This is a genomic window from Rhizobium sp. RHZ01, from assembly GCF_014851595.1.
Lineage (GTDB): Bacteria > Pseudomonadota > Alphaproteobacteria > Rhizobiales > Rhizobiaceae > Rhizobium > Rhizobium altiplani.
Window position 1 is genome coordinate 56,868 of sequence record NZ_JACUZZ010000012.1, and the last position, 20,750, is coordinate 77,617.

At 61.3% G+C, this 20,750-nt stretch carries 16 protein-coding genes; 9 read left to right on the plus strand and 7 right to left on the minus strand.

Annotated elements, in window-relative coordinates; all coding sequences use genetic code 11:
- Positions 1-12 precede the first annotated feature (12 nt).
- Positions 13-948 (minus strand): arginase, encoded by a 936-nt coding sequence (gene rocF, locus IB248_RS14435; RefSeq protein ID WP_112825832.1) that lies wholly within the window; start codon positions 946-948, stop codon positions 13-15.
- A gap of 130 nt (positions 949-1,078) precedes the next feature.
- Between rocF and IB248_RS14440 the strand changes: the two genes are divergently transcribed.
- Complete coding sequence (locus IB248_RS14440; protein WP_018855717.1) at positions 1,079-1,507, plus strand: Lrp/AsnC family transcriptional regulator; 429 nt, start codon at positions 1,079-1,081, stop codon at positions 1,505-1,507.
- On the opposite strand, the gene IB248_RS14445 is transcribed toward IB248_RS14440, so the two are convergent.
- The 3 genes from IB248_RS14445 to IB248_RS14455 form a co-directional block, all read right to left on the minus strand.
- Entirely contained in the window at positions 1,504-7,614 is a 6,111-nt protein-coding gene (locus IB248_RS14445; protein ID WP_192241144.1) for a translocation/assembly module TamB domain-containing protein, read from the minus strand. The two genes, IB248_RS14440 and IB248_RS14445, sit on opposite strands and share 4 nt — an antisense overlap.
- A gap of 68 nt (positions 7,615-7,682) precedes the next feature.
- Positions 7,683-9,614 carry an autotransporter assembly complex family protein gene (locus IB248_RS14450; RefSeq protein WP_192241118.1) on the minus strand — a complete coding sequence of 644 codons (1,932 nt, stop codon included), beginning with the start codon at positions 9,612-9,614 and terminating at the stop codon, positions 7,683-7,685.
- Between the two features lie 170 nt (positions 9,615-9,784).
- Positions 9,785-10,048: a glycine zipper domain-containing protein gene (locus IB248_RS14455; protein ID WP_025662706.1), complete on the minus strand. Its 264-nt coding sequence runs from the start codon at positions 10,046-10,048 to the stop codon at positions 9,785-9,787.
- A 268-nt stretch (positions 10,049-10,316) separates the two neighbouring features.
- On the opposite strand from IB248_RS14455, the gene IB248_RS14460 reads away from it, so the two are divergent.
- The 4 genes from IB248_RS14460 (at position 10,317) to hemA (ending at position 15,453) form a co-directional block, all read left to right on the plus strand.
- Positions 10,317-10,808 (plus strand): (2Fe-2S)-binding protein, encoded by a 492-nt coding sequence (locus tag IB248_RS14460; protein ID WP_018855713.1) that lies wholly within the window; start codon positions 10,317-10,319, stop codon positions 10,806-10,808.
- 81 nt (positions 10,809-10,889) lie between these two features.
- A complete protein-coding gene (locus IB248_RS14465; protein WP_192241119.1) occupies positions 10,890-13,235 on the plus strand; it encodes a xanthine dehydrogenase family protein molybdopterin-binding subunit in 2,346 nt (781 codons plus the stop codon).
- A gap of 12 nt (positions 13,236-13,247) precedes the next feature.
- Positions 13,248-14,045 carry a xanthine dehydrogenase family protein subunit M gene (locus IB248_RS14470; protein ID WP_018855711.1) on the plus strand — a complete coding sequence of 266 codons (798 nt, stop codon included), beginning with the start codon at positions 13,248-13,250 and terminating at the stop codon, positions 14,043-14,045.
- Between the two features lie 193 nt (positions 14,046-14,238).
- A complete protein-coding gene (hemA, locus tag IB248_RS14475; protein WP_169681369.1) occupies positions 14,239-15,453 on the plus strand; it encodes a 5-aminolevulinate synthase in 1,215 nt (404 codons plus the stop codon).
- A 33-nt stretch (positions 15,454-15,486) separates the two neighbouring features.
- Here hemA and dxr read toward each other — a convergent pair whose 3' ends face one another.
- The gene (gene dxr / locus IB248_RS14480; protein ID WP_113470273.1) at positions 15,487-16,680 is read right to left on the minus strand and encodes a 1-deoxy-D-xylulose-5-phosphate reductoisomerase; all 1,194 of its coding nucleotides are present in this window, start codon (positions 16,678-16,680) and stop codon (positions 15,487-15,489) included.
- Positions 16,681-16,870: 190 nt separating this feature from the next.
- Here dxr and IB248_RS14485 point away from each other — a divergent pair, with 190 nt between their 5' ends.
- Positions 16,871-17,137, plus strand: coding sequence for a BON domain-containing protein (locus IB248_RS14485; RefSeq protein WP_112660330.1), 267 nt, complete (start codon positions 16,871-16,873; stop codon positions 17,135-17,137).
- A gap of 7 nt (positions 17,138-17,144) precedes the next feature.
- On the opposite strand, the gene IB248_RS14490 is transcribed toward IB248_RS14485, so the two are convergent.
- Positions 17,145-17,291: a hypothetical protein gene (locus IB248_RS14490; protein WP_167354926.1), complete on the minus strand. Its 147-nt coding sequence runs from the start codon at positions 17,289-17,291 to the stop codon at positions 17,145-17,147.
- Positions 17,292-17,466: 175 nt separating this feature from the next.
- Here IB248_RS14490 and IB248_RS14495 point away from each other — a divergent pair, with 175 nt between their 5' ends.
- Positions 17,467-18,111, plus strand: coding sequence for a ThuA domain-containing protein (locus IB248_RS14495; protein ID WP_113470297.1), 645 nt, complete (start codon positions 17,467-17,469; stop codon positions 18,109-18,111).
- A 25-nt stretch (positions 18,112-18,136) separates the two neighbouring features.
- On the opposite strand, the gene IB248_RS14500 is transcribed toward IB248_RS14495, so the two are convergent.
- Positions 18,137-19,168 (minus strand): LacI family DNA-binding transcriptional regulator, encoded by a 1,032-nt coding sequence (locus IB248_RS14500; RefSeq protein WP_192241120.1) that lies wholly within the window; start codon positions 19,166-19,168, stop codon positions 18,137-18,139.
- 143 nt (positions 19,169-19,311) lie between these two features.
- Between IB248_RS14500 and IB248_RS14505 the strand changes: the two genes are divergently transcribed.
- Both IB248_RS14505 and IB248_RS14510 read left to right on the plus strand, forming a co-directional pair.
- On the plus strand, positions 19,312-20,400 hold the full coding sequence (locus IB248_RS14505) for a fatty acid desaturase family protein (protein ID WP_026371841.1): 1,089 nt from the start codon (positions 19,312-19,314) through the stop codon (positions 20,398-20,400).
- 31 nt (positions 20,401-20,431) lie between these two features.
- Positions 20,432-20,746, plus strand: coding sequence for a MocE family 2Fe-2S type ferredoxin (locus IB248_RS14510; protein ID WP_018857747.1), 315 nt, complete (start codon positions 20,432-20,434; stop codon positions 20,744-20,746).
- Positions 20,747-20,750 lie beyond the last annotated feature (4 nt).

Below are 20,750 nucleotides of genomic sequence, written 5' to 3' on the forward strand. Positions count from 1 at the left end.
GGTCGGTTCTCCTCAGGCGGCGCGGGTCGGACGGTCGAAAATGCGGCGGCCGAAGAGGCTTGCCGTCAGTTCCACTAGGATCCGGGCGCTCTTGCCACGGTCGTCCAGGAAGGGGTTCAGCTCCACGAGGTCGAGCGAGGAGACGAGGCCGCTGTCGCAGAGCATCTCCATGATGAGATGCGCTTCACGGAACGTCGCGCCACCGGGCACCGTCGTGCCGACGCCGGGCGCGATTTCCGGATCGAGGAAGTCGACATCGAGGCTTACATGCAGCAGGCCGTTGGCATCGGACACGACGCCAAGGATCTGGCGGATCGCCGCGGCAACGCCCTGTTCGTCGAGCCAACGCATGTCGAAGACGTTGACGCCATGCTCCTTGATGAGCTCCCGTTCAGACGCATCGACCGACCGGATGCCGACCTGAAAGACGTTTCGCGGATCAACGAAGGGGCGGTCCTTCGGCAGGATCTCGGCAAGTTCGGCCTGGCCGCAGAAATAGGCGACCGGCATGCCATGGATATTGCCGGAGGGCGAGGTCGCCGGGGTGTTGAAATCGGAATGGGCGTCGAGCCAGAGGACGAAGAGCGGCCGGCCCTGCTGGGCGGCGTAGCGCGCCATGCCTGATACCGTGCCCATCGACAGGCTGTGGTCGCCGCCAAGGATCAGCGGAAAGCGTCCGGCCGCGGCCGCATCATAGACACCGGCTTCGAGCGCACGGGTAAATGCGCCGACGACACGCAGGTTGTGGGCCTTCGGATGGTTCGGCAGATCGCGCGCCGGAACGACATGAACATCCCCGGCATCGACCACATCATGGCCAAGATCGATCAGTGTCTGGTCGACGCCCGCGATGCGAAGGGCAGCTGGACCCATCGCGGCGCCCCTGCGCCCCGAACCCTCTTCCAGTGGTGCTCCAATGAGCGTGACCGATCTTGCTTGTGGCTGCATGCGTCCCTCTTTAGCTCGTGTTTTCCGAAAGCATATTGAGATATCGGCGCGGCGACAAATAGATGAAAAAGTGCCGATAATGCGCTATGATTGACCAGTTTGATAAGTGCATTTTGACAAAGTGGCAGCCATGGACGATCTCGACCAAGAACTTCTCAGCGCCTTGCGACACAATGCGCGCACGCCGGTTTCTTCGCTGGCGGCAATGACCGGTGCATCGCGTGCGACGGTCGCGGCGCGCATCGACCGGCTGGTTGCCAACGGCACAATCACGGCGTTCACCGTTCGCACCGGCCATGAAACCCGCGCGGCCGGAGTGCGCGCGATCGTCATGATCGAAGTACTCGGCAAGCTTGCGGACAAGGTCGCCGATCAGCTCCGTGGATTGCCGCAGGTGCGTGCCCTGCACAGCACCAACGGGAAATGGGACTTCATTGCCGAACTTGAGGACCGCGACCTCGTCTCCTTCGACGAAACGCTTCGCCGCATCCGGCTCATCAATGGCATCAATACGACGGAAACCAACATCCTGCTGAAAACCAGCAAGACCGGTTTCTAGTATTCGTGTTCGTAAACGACGCCGGCTTCCCCTTCGCCGTCGCCACCCGCGCCGGCGCGCAACTTCACGCCACGGCCGACATCGAAATTGATGATTGCCTTCGCGCCGCCCTTGCCGGTGGTCTGCTGCAATTCGAAATAAGTCCGGTCATTCAGGTAGCGGCCAACGCTGACGGTGGTGCGGCCTTTGGCATCGGTGCTGATGTCGAAATCGTCGACGCCAAGCTGATTGCGCAGGCCCTGGAACAGCGATCCGGAGCGCCCGCCGGCCAACTGGGCGACGGCATCGGCAAGCTGAGCGATCTGAACCGGCGACAGCCTCGACATTGATTGACCGAAGATCAGTTGCGCCAGAACTTCGTCTTGCGGGAGGGCCGGAGACGACGAGAAGGTGATCGAGGGATCGGTTGCGAGCCCGCTGACATCGACCGTCAGCGTCGTGGAACCGGAAGTGGAGCTTGCCTCCAGCTCAAGGGCGGGGGTGAGGTCACCGGCAAAGGTGATACGGCTTCTATTGGTGAAATCGAGGCGTCGGTTGAGAATCGTCAGGCGACCGCGCCGCATGGTGAAGCCGCCGGAAACGACGGGCTCCGCCGCCGTTCCCCTGATCGTGACGCTACCGCCCAGTTCGGCATCGATACCGCGACCACGCACGAAGATCTGCGAGGGAGCGTCCAGCTGAAGATCGAGATTGAAGGAGTTGGATTTCGCGCGGGCACCCTGCTGCGACTCGTCGCGCAACTGGGCAAGAACCCCCTTGGGGGCGTTGACGTGCTTGACGTCGATTTCGCGCAGCGAGGTCGGCAGCCTCTCGGGGACGGTGATCGAGGCTCTTTCCAGATGCAGCCTGCCGTTCAGGGTGGGATTTGCGAGCAGCGGACCGCGCAAACCGATCGTGCCGTCGACGGTCGCCACCACGAGCGTTCCATCGACGTAGACCGCTCTGTCGAGCCTGACGTCGATGTTCGCAGGGAAGTTGGAGGCAGGTTGGATTCCGATGCTGCCGGATGCTGAGATGCTGCCACCGCTGGCAAGCTGGCCAGTCAGGCGCGAGATCACGGCTTGGTTTCCGGTGAACCGGATGTCTGCCGCCAGATTGTTGATCGCAAGGTTGCGACGGACATCGACGATCCTTGCGCCACTGGTCGCAACCGTGCCGTTGATCAACGGCGCGGCCGCGGTGCCGCCAATCTGCAGATCAAAATTGGCCCTGCCATCGGCAACGAACCCCTGGGCGGCAAGCTGCGCACCGAGCACGGCGAACGGCAGGTTGCCGGAAAAGCGCAGGTCCAGCGCGCGATTGCCTGTAATGCCAACGTTGCCACCGCCCCGCAGGGACAGCCCGCTCTCGCCCGTCACATTGGTGTCGATCGTCAGCCGGTTGTCTTGCAGTCTTCCGTTCGCAGTTATGCTGAGCGGCGAAAGCCCGGCGCTTCTGGTCTGGCTGGTGGCGGCGCCCCTCCAGTCAAGGTTGAATTCCACAGCGGGCACGGGCAGTCGGCCCGATGCCCTGACGGTGCCCGAAACATTGCCTTCGGCGGCAAGCCCCGGAACGAAAGCGTTGGCAAGCCCGGCGGGAAGATTGGAGATGTCGGCATTGGCCGTCAGCGACGGGGCATTCGGTCCAGTGATGACAAAGTTGCCGCCAGCTCTCATCGACACGCCGCTGCCGCTTAGGTTCGTCATGAAGTCGACCCTGCCGTCCGCAAGCCTTCCGCTTGCATTCGCCGAAAGCGGCCGGATACCGGATGCCCTCGTCTGCGTGGTTGCGACATTCCTCCAGTCCAGCCTGAAATCGATGATTGGGTTGGTCGCTGTTCCCGACGTCCTTGCCGTGCCCGAGATGGTTCCTTCCGCCCCCAGGTTCGGGACGAAGCCATTAGCGAGGCTCGCGGGCAGATCCACGATATCGGCATCGACCGAGAGGCCCGCGACTCCGGCGCCTTGGAGGATTGCCGTACCCCTTGCCTTCAGCAGGGTGGTGCGAGTGCTGTTCAGCGTTGCATCAAAGGAGAGCCTGTTGTCGGCGAGGTTGCCGGTCGCGTTCAGCCGAAGGCCAGAAAGGCCGGCAGCCCTGGTCTGACGAGTCCCGGCGTTGTTCCAATCGAGCTTGAAATCGACGGCCGGCATCGGTAGCGATCCGGACGCGGTTGCCGTTCCCGAGATTGTTCCTTCGGCACCGAGATCAGGCATGAAGTTGTTTGCCAGCGCGGCAGGAAGGTTGCGAAGCGTGGCATCCGCCTGCAGGCTCTTCACGGCCGTACCTTCGACAGTAACCTTTCCTTTCGCCGTGAGGGCGGAGCCGCCATCGCCGTCGAGATTCGTCTCGAAATCGAGCGTGTTGTTGGCGAAGGTTCCCTTGGCGCCAAGTGCGAGGGCGGAAAGGCGTGCTTCCCTCGTCTGAGTGGTTGCGAGGTCCTTCCAGCTGACGTCGAAGTTTGCCGTCGGCTGTTGCAGCGTCCCGGAAGCGGACGCGGTGCCTGATATCGTACCACTGGCGCCGAGGTTCGGGACGAACGCGTTTGCCAGGCTTGCGGGAAGATTGCGTATCGTGGCGTTGGCCGTCAGGTCCTGGATTTTCGTTCCCGCCAGGGAGACGTTGCCGGAGGCGTTCAACGCCACCCCGCCGTCCGCCCTAAGGTCGCTCTGGACGGTCAATTTTTCATCCGCGAAATTGCCCGTCGCCGTCAAGTTGATGCCAAAGAGGCGGGCTGCCCTGGTGTGGCTGGTGGCCGCGTCCTTCCAGGAAAGGTCGAAGGTTGCTGTCGGTTTCGGCAACTTGCCGGAGGCCGATATCGTGCCTGATATCATGCCTTCCGCGGCAAGATTCGGCACGAAGCCGTTGGCCAGGGCAGCCGGAATGTTGGCGAGCTGCCCATCGAGCTTCAGCGTCTGAGCGTCGGCGCCTGCCACGGTGTAGGTGCCGGTCGCCTTTAGCGACATGTTGCCGCTACCGCGTGCGTAGGTGTTGAAGCTGAGAATATTGTCCTTGAGGTTGCCGCTCGCCGTCAGCCCAAGCGACGAGAGCTTGGCGCTTCTGGTCTGGCTCGTCGCGGCATTCTTCCAGTTCAGTTTGAAATCGAGCGCCGGGTCGGGCAGCTTCCCGGCCGCCGTGACGTTGCCCGAGATCGAACCTTCGGCGGCAAGATCCGGAACAAATGCATTCGCCAATCCGGCCGGGATGTTGACGATATCAGCATCCACCTTCAGCGACTGCGCGTTCGGGCCACCGGTCACGACATTGCCAGCGGCCTTCAGCGATACGCCGCCCTTGCCGCTGAGGTTCGTTTGAAAATTGAGTGTGTTGTCGGCAAAGGTCCCGTTTGCACCGATCGCCAGCGGCGACAGGCCGGCGCCCTTTGTCTGGCTGGTGGCGGCATCCTTCCAATTCAGGTCAAAGTTGGCAATCGGCGCTGCCGGTGTGCCGGTCACGACGACCTTCCCCGAAATTGTGCCTGCGGCATCGAGCTTCGGCACGAAACTGTTGGCAAGGCTTGCGGGCAAATTCCGGATGTCCGCCTTGATATCAAGAGTCTCGCCGACGGTACCGCTCAGGTGGACCGAGCCATCGCCGGTCTTCAGTTCCATCGCATCAAGCGTCACGGTGCCGCCACTGATCGACACTTCCGACGGCGACGCAAGCTCCACCGGAATGTTGCGCGGTTTCGCCGAGAAACGGTCGAGGCGAAGCAGCGTCGTGCCGGCGTTCACCTCGACATTCCCCGATGCGACCAACGGATTGGCATCATAGCTGGCGCCGAGATCGAAGTTCGTCCGGTTCTGTTGCTGCGTGAAACTCAGCTCCAGGCTTTCAGCCTTGTTAGGACCGGAAGCAAGTTCCTCCGCTTTGATCGTGCCAGTCGCGGCAAATGCTTTGAGGTCGGTGACCGCGACGTTGATGTCTGGCCTGACGATGGCAAAGGTGTCACGTTTCAGGCCGCTGCCAGATGCTACGACCTTGAGGGCGATCCTGCCGTTGTCGTTGGCGATATCGACCGATCCCTTCAGGTCGCCTTCTGCCTTCTGTCCGGCAAGTGCCGCGAGAAGGCTGATATCCGGGAAGTCGAACGTCGCCTGTCCGGTCGGCGCAAACGCCGGCGACAGTTCGACGTGGCCGGTCAGGCGATTGTTGCCGACGTCGGCGGCGATCGACGGCAGCCGGATGTTTCCGTCCACGGCCTGAACAGCGGTGCTGACGTTGATCGGCTGGTTGTCGATCGTGCCCTTGGCGGTGATGTCTGCTTGCGGCGCCTTCGGGTCCGCCGTTCCGGAAACGTTGATGTCGAGGTCTTTGACCTGCCGGCCGGCCATTACCAGTGATGGCCCTTTGATATTGGCCGCTATTGCGAGAGCCGAAACATTGCCTTTTGCGCTTAGCTGGTAGTTCAATTCGCCCGCTGCGCCTGCCAGCAGCGGCTGCATATCCGGAATACGACCCGAGAGGTTGGCATCGAGCCTATCTTCGTCGAGCACGACCGCGCCGGTCGCCTCGAGGGAGCTCGACTTGATGGAGAGGTTCGAGACGTTGAATTTCGAAGGAACGGTTCCCGCGACCTGGCCCTCGATCACGATTGGTGCGTTGAAACGCGTCGCGACCGCAGGCGGCAGCGCGGCTGGCTGGATGGTCAGCTTGGCATTGCCGGTCAACGCGCTGGCGCTCAATTTGTAGGAACCGTTGAGGGCTGCTGTTGCCGAAGCGCTTTCGATCGTGGCGCCGTTGAAGCCGAGCGCATCCGGCGAAATCTGCAATGGCAGGGTGATGGTAACGGGGCCTTGAATTGCCCGGTTGATGTCGGGATTGACGAAGGACGTATCACCGGCGGCGAGCGTAATCTGAACGCTTCCGGTGCGACCGGCGAGATTGAAATTGTCGCTCTTTGCCGTCAGCTTCACGTTGCCAATCGTCGCCTGGGGCAACATGGCGGAATCGAGGGAGGCACTGGCGTTGAGGCGGGAGGCCTTGGCGTCGCCGGTCAGGGAAAGATTGATGCCGGAAATTAGAAACCGCGCTTCGCCTTCGGTCAGCGGCCAGCGGAAATCGACGGGTCCCGATGTTCCCAAGAGATTGGCGTTCAGGCTGTTCTTGCCTCGTGGATCCAGCGTGCCCGATGCGGCGATGACCATCGCGCCGGTTGCCAGATTGCCGGTCTGGATGTCGATCTTTCCCCTGTTGTCGAAGTTCGCGGCGACGTCGATGTTCGTCTGCCCGGCAAAGAGCGGACGGAAGGCCGCTGGCAGCAGCGAGCTGAGGTCGCCACCACCCTTGAGGTCGAGGTGGTGAAGGCTTTCCGGCGTCAGCGTGTGGTGCGCTTCGATCGAGGCGCGTTGCTGTCCGTCGAGTGCTGCCTGCAGCTGGCCTCGCCAATCCGAGATCGGTCCATCTCCGGTCAGGCTGATTTCCACCGCCGGGTTGCCGGGCAGCGCCAGGACACCTGCGAGCAACCCGCCCTTTGGTTCCGTCAGTTTTGCCTTCACCCGCAACTGGTTGCGATCCGGCATGAAGGCGACATCGGCGATCAGCTTGGCATCCGGAACATCGTGACGGCGGACATTGATCGAGGCATTGCCGCCTTCATTGTCGGCACGCAGGCTGCCGTCCGCGGCAAGTGTGAAGGCCCGCCCGATCAGCGGTTCGGCGAGGTTGATCTCCGGCAGGGCGATCTTGTCTATGTCGAGCTTGATCGGCAACGAGAAGCCGCTGTCGCTTTGACCCTCTGCAGCCGGACGGGACGGAAGTGTGCGCACCGGTTGTCTGAGGATGTGGATTGCCGCGGCTTCGACGCTTGTGGCATGGAACCGGCCGGTTAGGAGCGCCAAGGGATTCCAGTTAATCGCCAGCCTGTCGACCCGAGCGAAGACGCCCCTGGTGTCGGAGAGCACGATTTGGCTGGCGCGCAGCCCGCCAGTCAGCAGCCCGCCGGGATCCTGAACCTTGATGGTCATATCCCGATTCGAAAGGCTCGAGGCGACCCTGTCGGTGACGATGCGCGCGCCAAAGGACGTGAAGCCGAAAACACCGATGGCGATGGCAAGAAGGACCAGCACGACACCAGCCGAATAGGCCAGCAGTCGCACGATCCAGTTCAAGATTTTCGCCAGTGTCTGCATGGCCGCGGACATTACTCCGTTTCTATGGCGGCTCAAGGCGCGCGAGGCGCCACGAGCCGCGAGCGGGTTTAGAATGACTGACCGATGCCAGCGTAGATGCCGAAATCCGTGCCATCCTCGTACTTGTTGAGCGGTACTGCAAAATCAAGCCGCAGTGGACCAAATGGCGTCGCATAGCGAACGCCGATGCCTGCACCGGCCCGAATGTCGGAAAAATCGGGCGCAATGTCTGCTGAAACCGTCCCGACATCGATGAAGGGCACTATCCCGATCGTATCGGTAACCTTTATCCGGGTCTCGAACGACGCAGTGACATAGGATGCGCCACCGGTCTCTTCATTGTCGGCGTTGCGGGGCGAGATCTCCTGGTAACTGAAGCCGCGAACCGAGCCGCCACCGCCAGCAAAGAATCGGCGTGTAGCAGGAATGTTCTGGAGATCGTCTGCCCCGACAAGGAAACCTGCGGCAAGCTTGCCGGCAAGAACGATGCGGTCCTCCGCTCCCAGCGCATGATATCCGGTGATCAAGCCCTCGAAGCTCGAGAAGAAGGTCCCGTTGTAGGTCTCGTAGCTTGGCGTTGCCTTGAGCATCCCCCGATAGCCCTCGGTCGGATCGAACTTGTTGTCGCGCGCATCGCGGTCATACTGGAAAGGCAGCGAGAAGGTCAGGTAGCTGTTGTTGCCAAAGGCATCGTCATCGCGTTCCCAGCTCACCTCGCCGGCGCCGGTTATCGTATCCAGGTCCGACAGCTCGTAGGAAAGACCGAGGGAGGCGGTGACGAGTTTTGCAGTATAGGCGTCGGGGTTTTCGGTTTTGGCAAGGACGCTGGCCCGCAAGGTCGCGGCCGGTACAAACGCGCCGGGTTTGGTGAAGGTAATACCGGCTGAATAGTCGAGATCGCCGATGTTGGTCGTTTCGCCCAAGCGGCCCACAGACCCTTCGATGCGCAGCGCCTCCGCCTCGCCGAAGAGATTGCGATGACCCCAATAGCCGTTGATGCCGAAGCCGTCCGTTGTCGAATACTGGGCGCCGATGCCGAGATAGCGCCGCTTGCCCTCCGACACCTCGATCGTCATCGGCAAAGTGCCGTCTGGCGCCAGTTCGTCAGCCTCGTGGATGGTGACGCTCGAGAAGACGCCCAATGCGCGCAGTCGTTCGCCTGCCTTTCGCAGCGCCTCCGGCGAATATTGTTCACCCTTGTTCAGCCGCGAATAGCGCTGGATGAAGCCCGGTCGAACGGCCTTTTCGCCCGTGACGCCGACATCGCCAATTGGGGCGACCGGGCCACCCTCGGCGGCGAGGACAATGTCAGCCGTGCTCGTCCTGTGGTCGGCTATGACCTTGCGGGTCGTCAACTTCGCCAGCGGCCGGCCTTCGCTTTTCAGCTGCTCGACGATTTTGTCGCCAGCCTTGATGATCGTCAGCGAACCGGCTGTCTCACCCGGAGCAAGATCGTAGTCGGCTGGATTGCGTCGTGCAGCATCGCCGCCGAACTGCACCTCACGGACCTTGAAGACGGGACCTGCGGCAACGCTGATTGTCACCGGTACTGGGCGCGAGCGATTGAAGGTGGGATTGGGCGGCAGGTCATCGATGTTTCGACCATCAACCCTGATCGTTACGATGCCGCCGTAGCGGGCCTTTTCAAAGAGGGCGGCAAGCAGGCGTTCGCGGTCGTCTCTGGCCTTGACGACGACGCCCAGATCGCCCGAGACGGGCCGATCCTTGTCGCCGACCAGACGGGAACTGTTTTCCAATGCTTCCTTGAGATCGGGATCGCTCGCGTCGGTCGTCAGTGTCACATCGTAGCGCACCGGATCGGGCACCTGGTCGCTGGCCGATTCGTCGTCCTTGCCCCACAACGTGATGCCGAAAAGCTTGAAGGCGAAAGCCTCTGAGACGAGAGCCGGCGAAAACGCAAATGCAGCCGCGACCACCAACATGGTGCCTACGCGCCGATACGCTATACCCGGTTTCGGTGCCGTCCCTCTAATCTGCATACACCGCTTTTGGTTACACTAGAATTAAGCTTCGCGCCCCCCGGCCGGCGGCAACCTTAGCGGCAAAATTCCTCGACGTGTACCGTTTTAAATCGCTTAGCCGCTGAAATGGTGGAAAAAAAAGAAATCCCGGGCGCCGAACCCGGGATTCGAGATGATTTCGGACCGGCTCAATAGTCGCCGCGGCAATCGTCGATATACCGGCGGCCATACTCGTCGCGATAGTAGCACTGTCCCGGCTGCTCCGCGACGCGGCCGATAAGAGCGCCCGAAACGCCGCCGACCGCCGCGCCAACGGCTGCCCCGCGTACATTTCCCGTCACCGCGCCGCCGATGATCGCGCCGGAGGCTGCGCCGATGCCTGCCCCGCGCTCAGTCGGTGTACAGCTTGCGATCGACAGGCCGATCAAGGCGAATGCGACAATCTTCTTTATCAAAATATTCTCCTAGGTTGGTCGCCCTCAATAAGAGCTGTGGCCGTCCCTGATTCTTTTTTGTCATGCTAGCCGTCAAACTGTGGCGCAAAAGCAGCGACCCTGCCTTCGGCTTCCGCTTTCGCACAATTGGTGGTGCAATTGCGCGCAAATGCGCCACAACCGAACGCGCTGAATTTTAATTAGCCTCCCTAAAGTAGTGGTTGATCCCAAAGCGAAAACGTCAAATGATACCGTCCGCGCCTGGAGGAGGCGCGAGGAGGAAATCATGGCGAAAGTGAAACTGACGGTGAACGACCGGGCAGTCAGCGGTGACTGTGAAGAGCGTACGCTTCTTGTCCATTTTATTCGCGAAAAACTCGGCCTGACGGGAACGCACGTCGGCTGCGATACCAACCAATGCGGTGCCTGTGTCGTTCACATGGATGGCAAGTCAGTGAAGAGCTGCTCGATCCTTGCCGTCCAGGCGTCGGGTTCGACGATCACCACCATCGAGGGGCTTGCCAGCAACGGTGAGCTGCATCCCGTTCAGGCTGCCTTCAAGGAACACCACGGCCTGCAATGTGGATTCTGCACGCCAGGCATGGTGATGACGGCCGTCGACATGATTTCGCGCCACGGAGGCGATCTGGACGAGAAAACGGTCCGCCATGAGCTCGACGGCAATATCTGTCGCTGCACCGGCTACCACAACATCGTCAAAGCCGTTCTGTCTGCCAACGAGCAGATGCATGGCGCTGCCAAGCAGGCGGCCGAGTAGCTCTCAGGATTGTCTGGCTGACTGCCGAACACGATTCTCTTTGGCGGAATGCCAGGCCCGAAACCCCATTGGGAGGACATTATGGGTGTTGAAGGAATTGGTGCGCGCGTCGCACGAAAAGAAGACAAGCGGTTCCTGACCGGCAAGGGCCGTTACACGGACGACATGGTCGTGCCGGGCATGAAATTCGCCTATTTCATCCGCAGTCCGCATGCGCATGCCAAGATCACGAGGATTGATGCCGCCTCGGCAAAGGCAATGCCGGGTGTTATCGACGTGCTTGATGGCAAGCAGTTGCTCGCTGACGGGATCGGCAACCTCATCTGCGGCTGGATGATCCATTCGAAGGATGGTTCGCCGATGAAGATGGGCGCCTGGCGCCCGCTGGCGGTGGAGACCGTTCGTTATGTCGGCGATGCCGTTGCCATCGTTGTCGCAGACTCGCTCGCCGAAGCGCGCGATGCCGCGGAAGCCGTCGTCATCGACTACGAGGAATTGCCTGTGGTCGTCGAGGCAGTCGAGGCGCTGAAACCAGGAGCGCCGCAACTTCATCCGGAAGCTCAGAACAACCTGATCTTCGACTGGCAGCTCGGCGATGGTGCGGCAACCGACAAGGCCATTTCCGAAGCGGCGCACGTCACGGAAATCGAGATCCACAACAACCGCCTGTCTCCCAATGCGATGGAGCCGCGCGCTGCGCTCGGTATCTATGACGCTGCCGAAGATCACTATACCTGCTACACGACCAGCCAGAACCCGCATGTCGCGCGCCTCGTGATGAGCGCGTTCTACAATGTCGCGCCCGAGAACAAGCTTCGGGTGATCGCCCCAGATGTCGGCGGCGGCTTCGGCTCGAAGATCTACATCTATCCTGAGGAGATCGTCTGTCTCTGGGCTTCCAAGAAAACAGGCGTGCCGGTGAAATGGAACTCCGATCGCACGGAGGCCTTCCTCACGGATGCGCATGGCCGCGACCACGTCTCCAAGGTCAAAATGGCTTTCGACAGCGACCATCGCATCATCGGGCTGAAGGTCGACACCATCTGCAATCTCGGCGCCTATATGTCGCTGTTTTCGTCGGCGGTTCCGACCTATCTCTACGCGACGCTGCTGTCCGGCCAATACGATATTCCGGCCATCCATGCCAACGTGCGGACGGTCTACACCAACACCGCGCCGGTTGACGCCTATCGTGGTGCCGGCCGTCCCGAGGCGACCTTCCTGCTTGAACGGACGATGGAAACGGCGGCCCGCGAGCTTGGTATTTCGCCCGCCGAGTTGCGGCGGAAGAACTTCATCCGGGCCTTCCCGCATCAGACGCCTGTGATCATGAACTATGACGCGGGCGACTACGAAGCATCGCTCAATGCGGCGATGCAGGCGGCCGACTGGAACGGCTTCCCGGCGCGCAAGGCCGAGGCTGCCAACCGCGGCCTGAAGCGCGGTCTCGGCATGAGCTGCTACATCGAGGCGTGCGGCATAGCGCCCTCGCAGGCGGTCGGATCGCTTGGTGCGGGCGTCGGCTTGTGGGAGTCGGCAGAGGTTCGCGTCAATGCGGTAGGCACGATAGAAGTGCTCACCGGGTCGCACAGCCACGGGCAGGGGCACGAGACGACATTCGCGCAGCTTGTGTCGGATCGTCTCGGCGTTCCGCTGGAGAGCGTGTCGATCGTGCATGGCGACACCGACAAGGTGCAGATGGGCATGGGCACCTACGGCTCGCGTTCAGGCGCTGTCGGCATGTCTGCTGTGGTCAAGGCGCTCGACAAGGTCGAAGCCAAGGCCAAGAAGATCGCCGCCCATCTGATGGAAGCCGACGAAAGCGATATCGTCATCGAGAACGGTGAGGTGAAGGTTGCCGGTACAGACAAGAGCCTTCCCTGGTTCCAGGTGGCGCTGGCCGCCTACACCGCACACAACCTGCCGGGCGGCATGGAGCCGGGGCTGAAGGAAACTGCCTTCTACGACCCGTCCAACTTCACCTTCCCCGCCGGCTGCTATATCTGCGAAGTCGAGGTCGATCCGGAAACCGGCAAGACCGAGATCATCCAGTTCGTCGCTGCGGACGATTTCGGCAACATCATCAATCCGATGATTGTCGAGGGCCAGGTGCATGGCGGTATTGCGCAGGGGATCGGTCAGGCCCTGCTCGAGGGCGTGCATTATGACGAGAACGGTCAGTTGTTGACGGCAAGTTTCATGGACTACGCCATGCCGCGCGCCGACGACTTGCCGTCGTTCAAGGTGTCGCATCAGGTAACGCCGTCCCCGAGCAATCCGCTCGGCATCAAGGGGTGCGGCGAGGCTGGCGCGATCGGGTCTCCTCCGGCACTCATCAATGCCATCACCGATGCCATCGGCAACAACATGCTGACGATGCCCGCCACACCACAGAAAGTGTGGATGGCAGCGCGCGCGGTTCATTGAGGAGGAACGACGATGTATCAGACCAACTATCACCGCGCGTCCTCGGTCGATGAAGCCGTCAGGATGATTTCGGGAACATCCGAAGGCAAATATGTCTCCGGCGGCATGACGCTCATACCGACGATGAAGCAGCGTCTCGCCGCGCCGAGCGACCTCGTCGATCTCAGGCATATTCCGGCGATGCAGGGCATCAAGGTCGATGGTCGCAAGGTGACCATCGGGGCGGCCACATCGCACGCCGAAGTCGCTGCATCAGCGGCTCTGCGTGCGGTTTGTCCCGCCATCTGCGACCTTGCCGGCATGATCGGCGATCCGCATGTCCGTCATATGGGCACGATCGGTGGTTCGATTGCCAACAACGATCCTGCGGCGGACTATCCCTCGGCCATGTTGGCGCTGAATGCCAGCATCGTCACCAACAAGCGCGAGATTGCTGCTGACGATTTCTTTACCGGCTTGTTCGAGACGGCCTTGGAAGATGGTGAACTGGTCACCGCCATCAGTTTCGAGACGCCCGAGAAAGCGGGATATTCGAAGTTTCCAAATCCGGCATCGCGTTATGCGATGACGGGGGTCTTCGTTACCAAGGGCGCTGGTGGCGTAAGGGTTGCCGTCACCGGGGCGGGAGCCAACGGCGTCTTCCGCGAAACCGCCATGGAAACCGCCCTCAAAGCGAACTGGTCCGCCGGTTCGATCGCTGGCATCGATGTCAATCCTGCCGGACTGATGTCGGATTTGCATGCGAGTGCGGAATACCGCGCCAACCTGATCAAAGTGATGGCCAAACGCGCCGTCGCCGAGGCGGGCTGACACAAACGGTCGGATCGCGAGGCGGCGTGTCTGCCTCGCGATTCTTCGCTGCGTCTGGCCAAAACGAGCTTTTTCGAATTAAAATAATTCAAGGCTATGGGCCTTTTGCCGCAGTTGATGGTAAAGCGATGGCAAAGGGTTGACGTGCGTGCGTCGGTTGGCAACAAACGCTCGCACGACACTGGAGCATGACATGGATTTCGAAGCGTTTTTCAAAAGCGAGCTGGATGGCCTTCACAGCGAAGGTCGCTATCGCGTTTTTGCCGATCTTGAGCGTCACCGCGGCAGCTTTCCGCGCGCCACGCGACACACGGCGGACGGCCCGAAGGAAGTCACGGTCTGGTGCTCCAACGACTATCTCGGCATGGGCCAGAACCCGAAGGTGATCGAGGCGATGAAGAATGCCATCGATCACTGTGGCGCGGGTGCGGGAGGCACCCGGAATATCTCTGGCACCACCCACTATCACGTTCTGCTCGAGCACGAACTGGCCGACCTGCATGGCAAGGAAGCGGCGCTGATCTTCACCTCCGGCTATGTCTCCAACTGGGCAGCGCTCGGCACGCTCGGCGCCAAGATCCCCGGCCTGATCATCTTCTCCGACGCCTTGAACCATGCGTCGATGATCGAAGGCATTCGCTACGCCAAGTGCGACAAGGTGATCTGGAAGCACAACGACATCCATGATCTCGAAGCCAAGCTGGCCGCCGCCGATCCGAAGGCGCCGAAGCTGATCGCCTTCGAATCGGTCTATTCGATGGATGGCGACATCGCCCCGATCAAGGAGATCTGCGACCTCGCCGACAAATACGGCGCGATGACCTATCTCGACGAAGTCCATGCCGTCGGCATGTATGGTCCGCGCGGCGGCGGCATTGCCGAGCGCGAGGGCCTGATGGACCGCCTGACGGTCATCGAAGGCACGCTCGGCAAGGCATTCGGCGTCATGGGCGGCTACATCGCCGCCTCGACGGCGCTGTGCGACTTCATCCGCTCGTTTGCCTCTGGTTTCATCTTCACGACGGCGCTGCCGCCGGCCCTTGCTGCCGGTGCGGTTGCCTCGATCCAGCATCTGAAGGTCAGCCCGTTCGAGCGGGCGCGCCACCAGGATCGTGTCCGCAAGCTGAGGGCGCTGCTCGATCAGCGCGGCATTCCGCACATGCCGAACCCGAGCCACATCGTGCCGGTCATGGTTGGCGATGCCGCCAAGTGCAAGTGGATCTCCGACCTGCTGCTCGACAATTGCGGTGTCTACGTGCAGCCGATCAACTACCCGACGGTGCCGAAGAAGACCGAGCGGCTGCGCATCACTCCGACGCCGCTGCACAGCGACGCCGACATCGAACATCTCGTCGAGGCGCTGCATTCGCTCTGGGCGCGCTGCGCGCTGGCGCGGCACGTGGCCTAAAGGTACATTGTTTGGGAAAAGATTGGGCCGCCGTCAGGCGGCCTTTTCGCTGAGGGCTACCAGTTCGGCAGCGAGCCTGCGGGCTTCGGCATCGGCGGCAAAGACGTCGTCCATCGTCTTCGCTTCGCCGGTTGCGATCATCTTGTCCATCACCGCTTCGGCAATGTCGGCCATGGACAGGAAGCCGATCCGTTCCTCGACAAACGCGTGAAACGCAATTTCCTCGGCCGCATTCATGATGGCGCCCTGTAGGCCGCCGCGTTCCAGCGCGGTGCGCGCCAGTCTGAGCGCCGGGAAACGCTGTTCATCCGGTGCCTCGAAGTCGAGGCGCGAGAGCTTGGCGAAATCCAGTCGCTCGACGTTCAGTGTCGGTCGGCGCGGGTAGTCGAGCGCGTAACCGATCGCCGTCCGCATATCGGGGCTGCCGAGCTGGGCGATGATCGATCCATCCGTGTAGCCGACCATCGAGTGAATGATCGACTGCGGGTGGACGATCACTTCGATCTGGTCCGGGCGAACGCCGAAGAGATGCTTCGCCTCGATCATCTCCAGCGCCTTGTTGAACATCGAGGCACTTCCGACCGAGATCTTCAGTCCCATCGACCAGTTCGGGTGCGCTCGCGCCGTTGCAGCGGTCACATTCGCCATGTCGGCGCGCGACCAGGTGCGGAACGGACCGCCCGAAGCCGTCAGGATGATCCGTTCGACGGCGTGCCGCTGGTCTTCGTCGAGAGACTGAAAGATCGCGCTGTGTTCGCTGTCGACGGGGATCAGCCGTCCGCCGCCCTTTGCCACTGCATCGACGAACAAGTCGCCGGCTGACACCAGGCATTCCTTGTTGGCGAGCGCGATCGTTGCGCCCTTGCGGGCGGCGGCCAGTGTCGGCGCGAGGCCGGCCGTGCCGACGATGGCGGCCATCACCCAATCCGCCTCGAGGTCGGCGGCCTCAGCCAGGCCCGATACGCCGGCGGCAACCGCAATGCCGCTGCCGGACAGTTCTTCCTTCAGCGAGTGATATTTGCCGTCGCTGGCGGTGACCGCAAGCTTGGCGCCTGACGATTTCGCCTGCTGCGCCAAAAGCTGGACGTTCTCGTTGCCCGTTACGACGGAGATCTCATAGCAGTCCCGACCGCCCAACTGCTCGATAACGTCGAGCGTATTTTGTCCGATCGAGCCGGTTGAGCCAAAAATACTGAGGCGCCTCGGCGCACTTTCGCCTGCCATCATCGGTGATTTCGCCAAAACTCTTGCATTGGCTCTGGCTGTACAGGGGATTGAAATGAGCGGCAAGTGTGCGGCGCAGCAGAAATCCAGCGAATCCGGGAGAGGGCGGTTGCCCCCTTGCCATGTCTAACAGGGTGGCGCGAAACCAATCGGCCAATTGCTGCGTTTCGTAATCGAGACAGGAGGAAGGCACATGGTTTTCAAGCAACCGACGTTCTATGGCGAACCCTTCGAACCCGAGACTGGAGCTAACCAGGATGCCGCGCTCGAGGAGGCCGTAGCGAATGCCTTGGCTGTCGCTGGTGGGATTGATGCGGCTGATGTGAAGGTGACGCTTGAAGGTCGTGAGGTCGTGCTGACCGGCATGGTTGCCACGGCAGCCGAGATCGAGCGTGCAACCGCCGTCGCGCGCGCTCTCGCGGGAACGCGGCCCGTGCGCAATGATATCAAGGTAGCGTAGTTATCCCTCAGCCGGCGAAGCGTTCCATCTGGAAGGCTGCGACCCGATCTGTCTTTGGCGTCGTGATCGGTCCCGCCGATTTATAGGTGGTTGCCAGCAACAGGCCGCTGACGACAAGATATGCGAATGCAAGCAACGTCAGTTTCATACGCATGGCGAGCACTCCCTCCGTTTTCCGCGAAACGCAGAACGGGTCGGAAAGTTCCGCCTTCCGAGAGTCGGAAGAAAATATGGTCCGGCAAGGCTTGCACTGGCTTGCTCGACCCGTCTTGTCGTAAAGAAGATCTGGCCGCTCTCGGCGGCCCAATGTGTTCGGCAAGGGAGTGCTTATGCGCAAAGCGATCATCGTCTGGGGCGGTTGGAGCGGCCACGAGCCTGAAGCGTGCGCCCACCGCGTCGCGGACCTGTTGCGCGAGGATGGCTTTGCCGTCGAGGTGACCGGCGACCTTGGCATCTTCGGGTCAGCTGTGATCGCGGGCGCCGATCTGCTCGTGCCTGTAGTTACCGGCGAGAAAATCGAGAAGGCGCACGCAGACGCGCTGGTGGAGGCTGTGCGCGGCGGTCTCGGCCTCGGGGGGCATCACGGCGCGCTGGCGACTTCATTCAAGGAGAGCGCACCGTTCCGGTATGTCTCCGGGGTAACATGGGTCTCCCATCCCGGCAACATCATCGATTTCCGCGTCAACGTGACCCGTCAGCATGATCCTGTGATGGCGGGGATTCCCGACTTCGACTATCGGTCCGAGCAGTACTACCTCCACTACGATCCGTCGGTCGAAATCCTGGCGACGACGCGCTTTTCCGGAGAGTATGATTCGGCCGCCCGCAACGTGACAATGCCCGTTGCCTTCAAGCGCCAGTTCGGACAGGGGCGTGTGTTCTATTCCGCTCTCGGCCATGTCGCGAGCGAGTTCGACCACCCCTATATGCGCCTCATTCTTCGACGCGGATTGTCCTGGGCCGCACGGCGCTAAGGCGGAGGACGGGTCGCCGGCAGGGCTAGATGTTCTCCGAGGTGTAGATATCGAAGGGCAGGAACGATTGACCCGGGACCGCGTCGTCCTCTGATCCTATCGAGGTTGTCATCAATGTGATCAGCTCGGTGCAGAGGTTCCTGACGGGCGTCGCGATCGCCATGGTCACCACGTCGTCGGCGAGTGCCGAGCGCGAGTCCGGCGTCAGTTCGTTGACGACGACGACAAGCTTGCCGGCGAGACCTTCTTCGCGAACGGCGGAGATCGCGCCTTCCATGCCGCCGCCGCAGACATAGAAGCCGACGAGATCAGGGTGCTGCTTGAGGAGATTGATGGTGGCTTCGTGCGTTATTTCAGGGGTTTCGAGGTTGATCAGCGTCTCGAGAACCTCGAAATCCGGGGCGTTCTCTCGAAAATAAGAGCGGAAGCCGATCTCGCGCAGTTCATGTCCATGATAGCGGTGGCTACCGACGAAGCAGGCGACCTTGCCGGGTTTCTTGGCAGCCTTTGCGATCATCCAGGCGGCCGTGCGGCCGACCTTTCGATTGTTCAGCCCGATATAACCCTGTCGCACGCCACTGGCGAGATCGGACAGAATGGAAAAGGCAGGAATGCCCCTGGCCTTCAGATCTTCAACCTCGGCCGCGACGGCCGGATAGTCCGGACCGACCAATGCGATCGCCTGGTTGCGGCTGGCGAGAAGCTTCAGCTTTTCAATGATCGCAGCAGGCGTGGACGCCGTCGCATATTCGATCTGGGCGGTTATGCGAGACGATGTGTTGGCATGCGCCGCTTGCTCGATTTCCCTGGCGAGCGTTTGGTAGAACGACTGCGTCGGACGCTGCAGAAGAAAGCCCAGCCGATGATGCGGGAGGTCCTGGAATACCCGTTGCCGGAGCAAGCCGACCGCATGGTAGCCGATAGAGGCCGCCGCGTTATAGACCCGCCGTGCCGTCTCCTCCCTAACCCGATGCCGGCCGTTCAGCACACGATCGACCGTCGCGACGCTGACGCCCGAAGCATTCGCCAGATCCTGTATTGTCGGTCGCTTCACCATTCGGTCCTTGCAAGAATCCATCATTGTGATGTGGTCGCAATGATGTCTTTTGATAGAATACATCAAGGCTGCATTGTCGCTTGATGAAAGTCAACATATTCTCGTCTGCATAGGCCGGGAGGGATGGCATGCGGGAGGTTGAGATGGCTGATCAGACGAGGAAGCGGGACTACAGCCTGCTCGGTGAAAGCGGCCGCACAGCCGTTGACATGGGATTGGCCGCCGCCGAGTGGTATCACACCGAGGTTGCGCGCAAGGACATGAAAGCGCTGATGCAGCGCTCCGACGCTCCGGCTATCCTTGACACGATCATCTGGCTGGGCGCAATGATCCTCCTTGGCGGACTTGGCGTCTACTTCTGGGGCTCGTGGCTCTGCGTGCCCTTCTTTCTGGCATATGGGGTGCTTTACGGTTCGGCATCGGATAGCCGCTGGCACGAGTGTGGTCACGGCACGGCCTTCAAGACGCGCTGGATGAACGACGCGGTCTATCAGATCGCCTGCTTCATGATCATGCGCAATCCGGTGACCTGGCGCTGGAGCCATACGCGCCATCATACCGACACTGTCATCGTCGGCCGCGATCCCGAAATTGCGGTAATGCGTCCGCCGGATCTGCTGCGGCTGATCCTGAACTTCTTCGGCATTCTCGATGTCTGGCACGCGATGGTCGACATGCTGCGCAATGCCGTCGGCGTCATCGGCGTAGAGGAGAAGACCTTCATCCCCGAGATGGAACAGCCCCGCGCGATACTTATCGCCCGCATCTGGCTTGCCATCTATGTCGCGACGATCGCCGTTGCGATTGCGATGGGCTCCATCCTGCCGCTGGTGCTGATTGGCCTGCCCAGGCTCTATGGCGCGTGGCATCATGTGCTGACCGGACTGTTGCAGCATGGGGGCCTCGCGGACAATGTCATCGACCATCGTCTGAACAGCCGCACGGTTCACATGAACCCCATCAGCCGCTTCATCTACTGGAACATGAACTATCACGTCGAGCACCACATGTTCCCGATGGTGCCCTACCATGCGCTGCCGCGCCTGCATGCGATGATCAAGCACGACCTGCCGGCGGCAAACCCGTCGATCTGGTCCGGCTATCGCGAGATGCTCCCGGCATTCCTGCGCCAGCTGCGCAATGAGGACTATTTCCTGAAGCGCGAACTGCCGGCGACGGCGCGTCCCTATCGCGAGGAATTCCACGCCGAGCTTGCGCCGGCTGCCCAATAAACAACGCCAAGCATAAGCCTGGGAGGACGAGATGAGCGGAAATTGGATCGAGGTCTGTGCCGTCGAGGACATCGACGAAGAGGACGTGATGCGGTTCGATCACCAGGGCAGGACGTTCGCGGTTTATCGCAGCCCCGACGATGAATTCTTTGCAACGGACGGATTGTGCACGCACGAGCAGGTCCATCTGGCCGACGGCCTGGTCATGGACGAGATCATCGAATGTCCCAAGCACAATGGCCGTTTCAACTACAAAACGGGGCAGGCGAAGGGAGCGCCGGTTTGCGTCAACCTCGGCACCTATCCCGTGAAGGTCGAAGACGGCGCTGTCTTCATCTCGATCTGAGGAG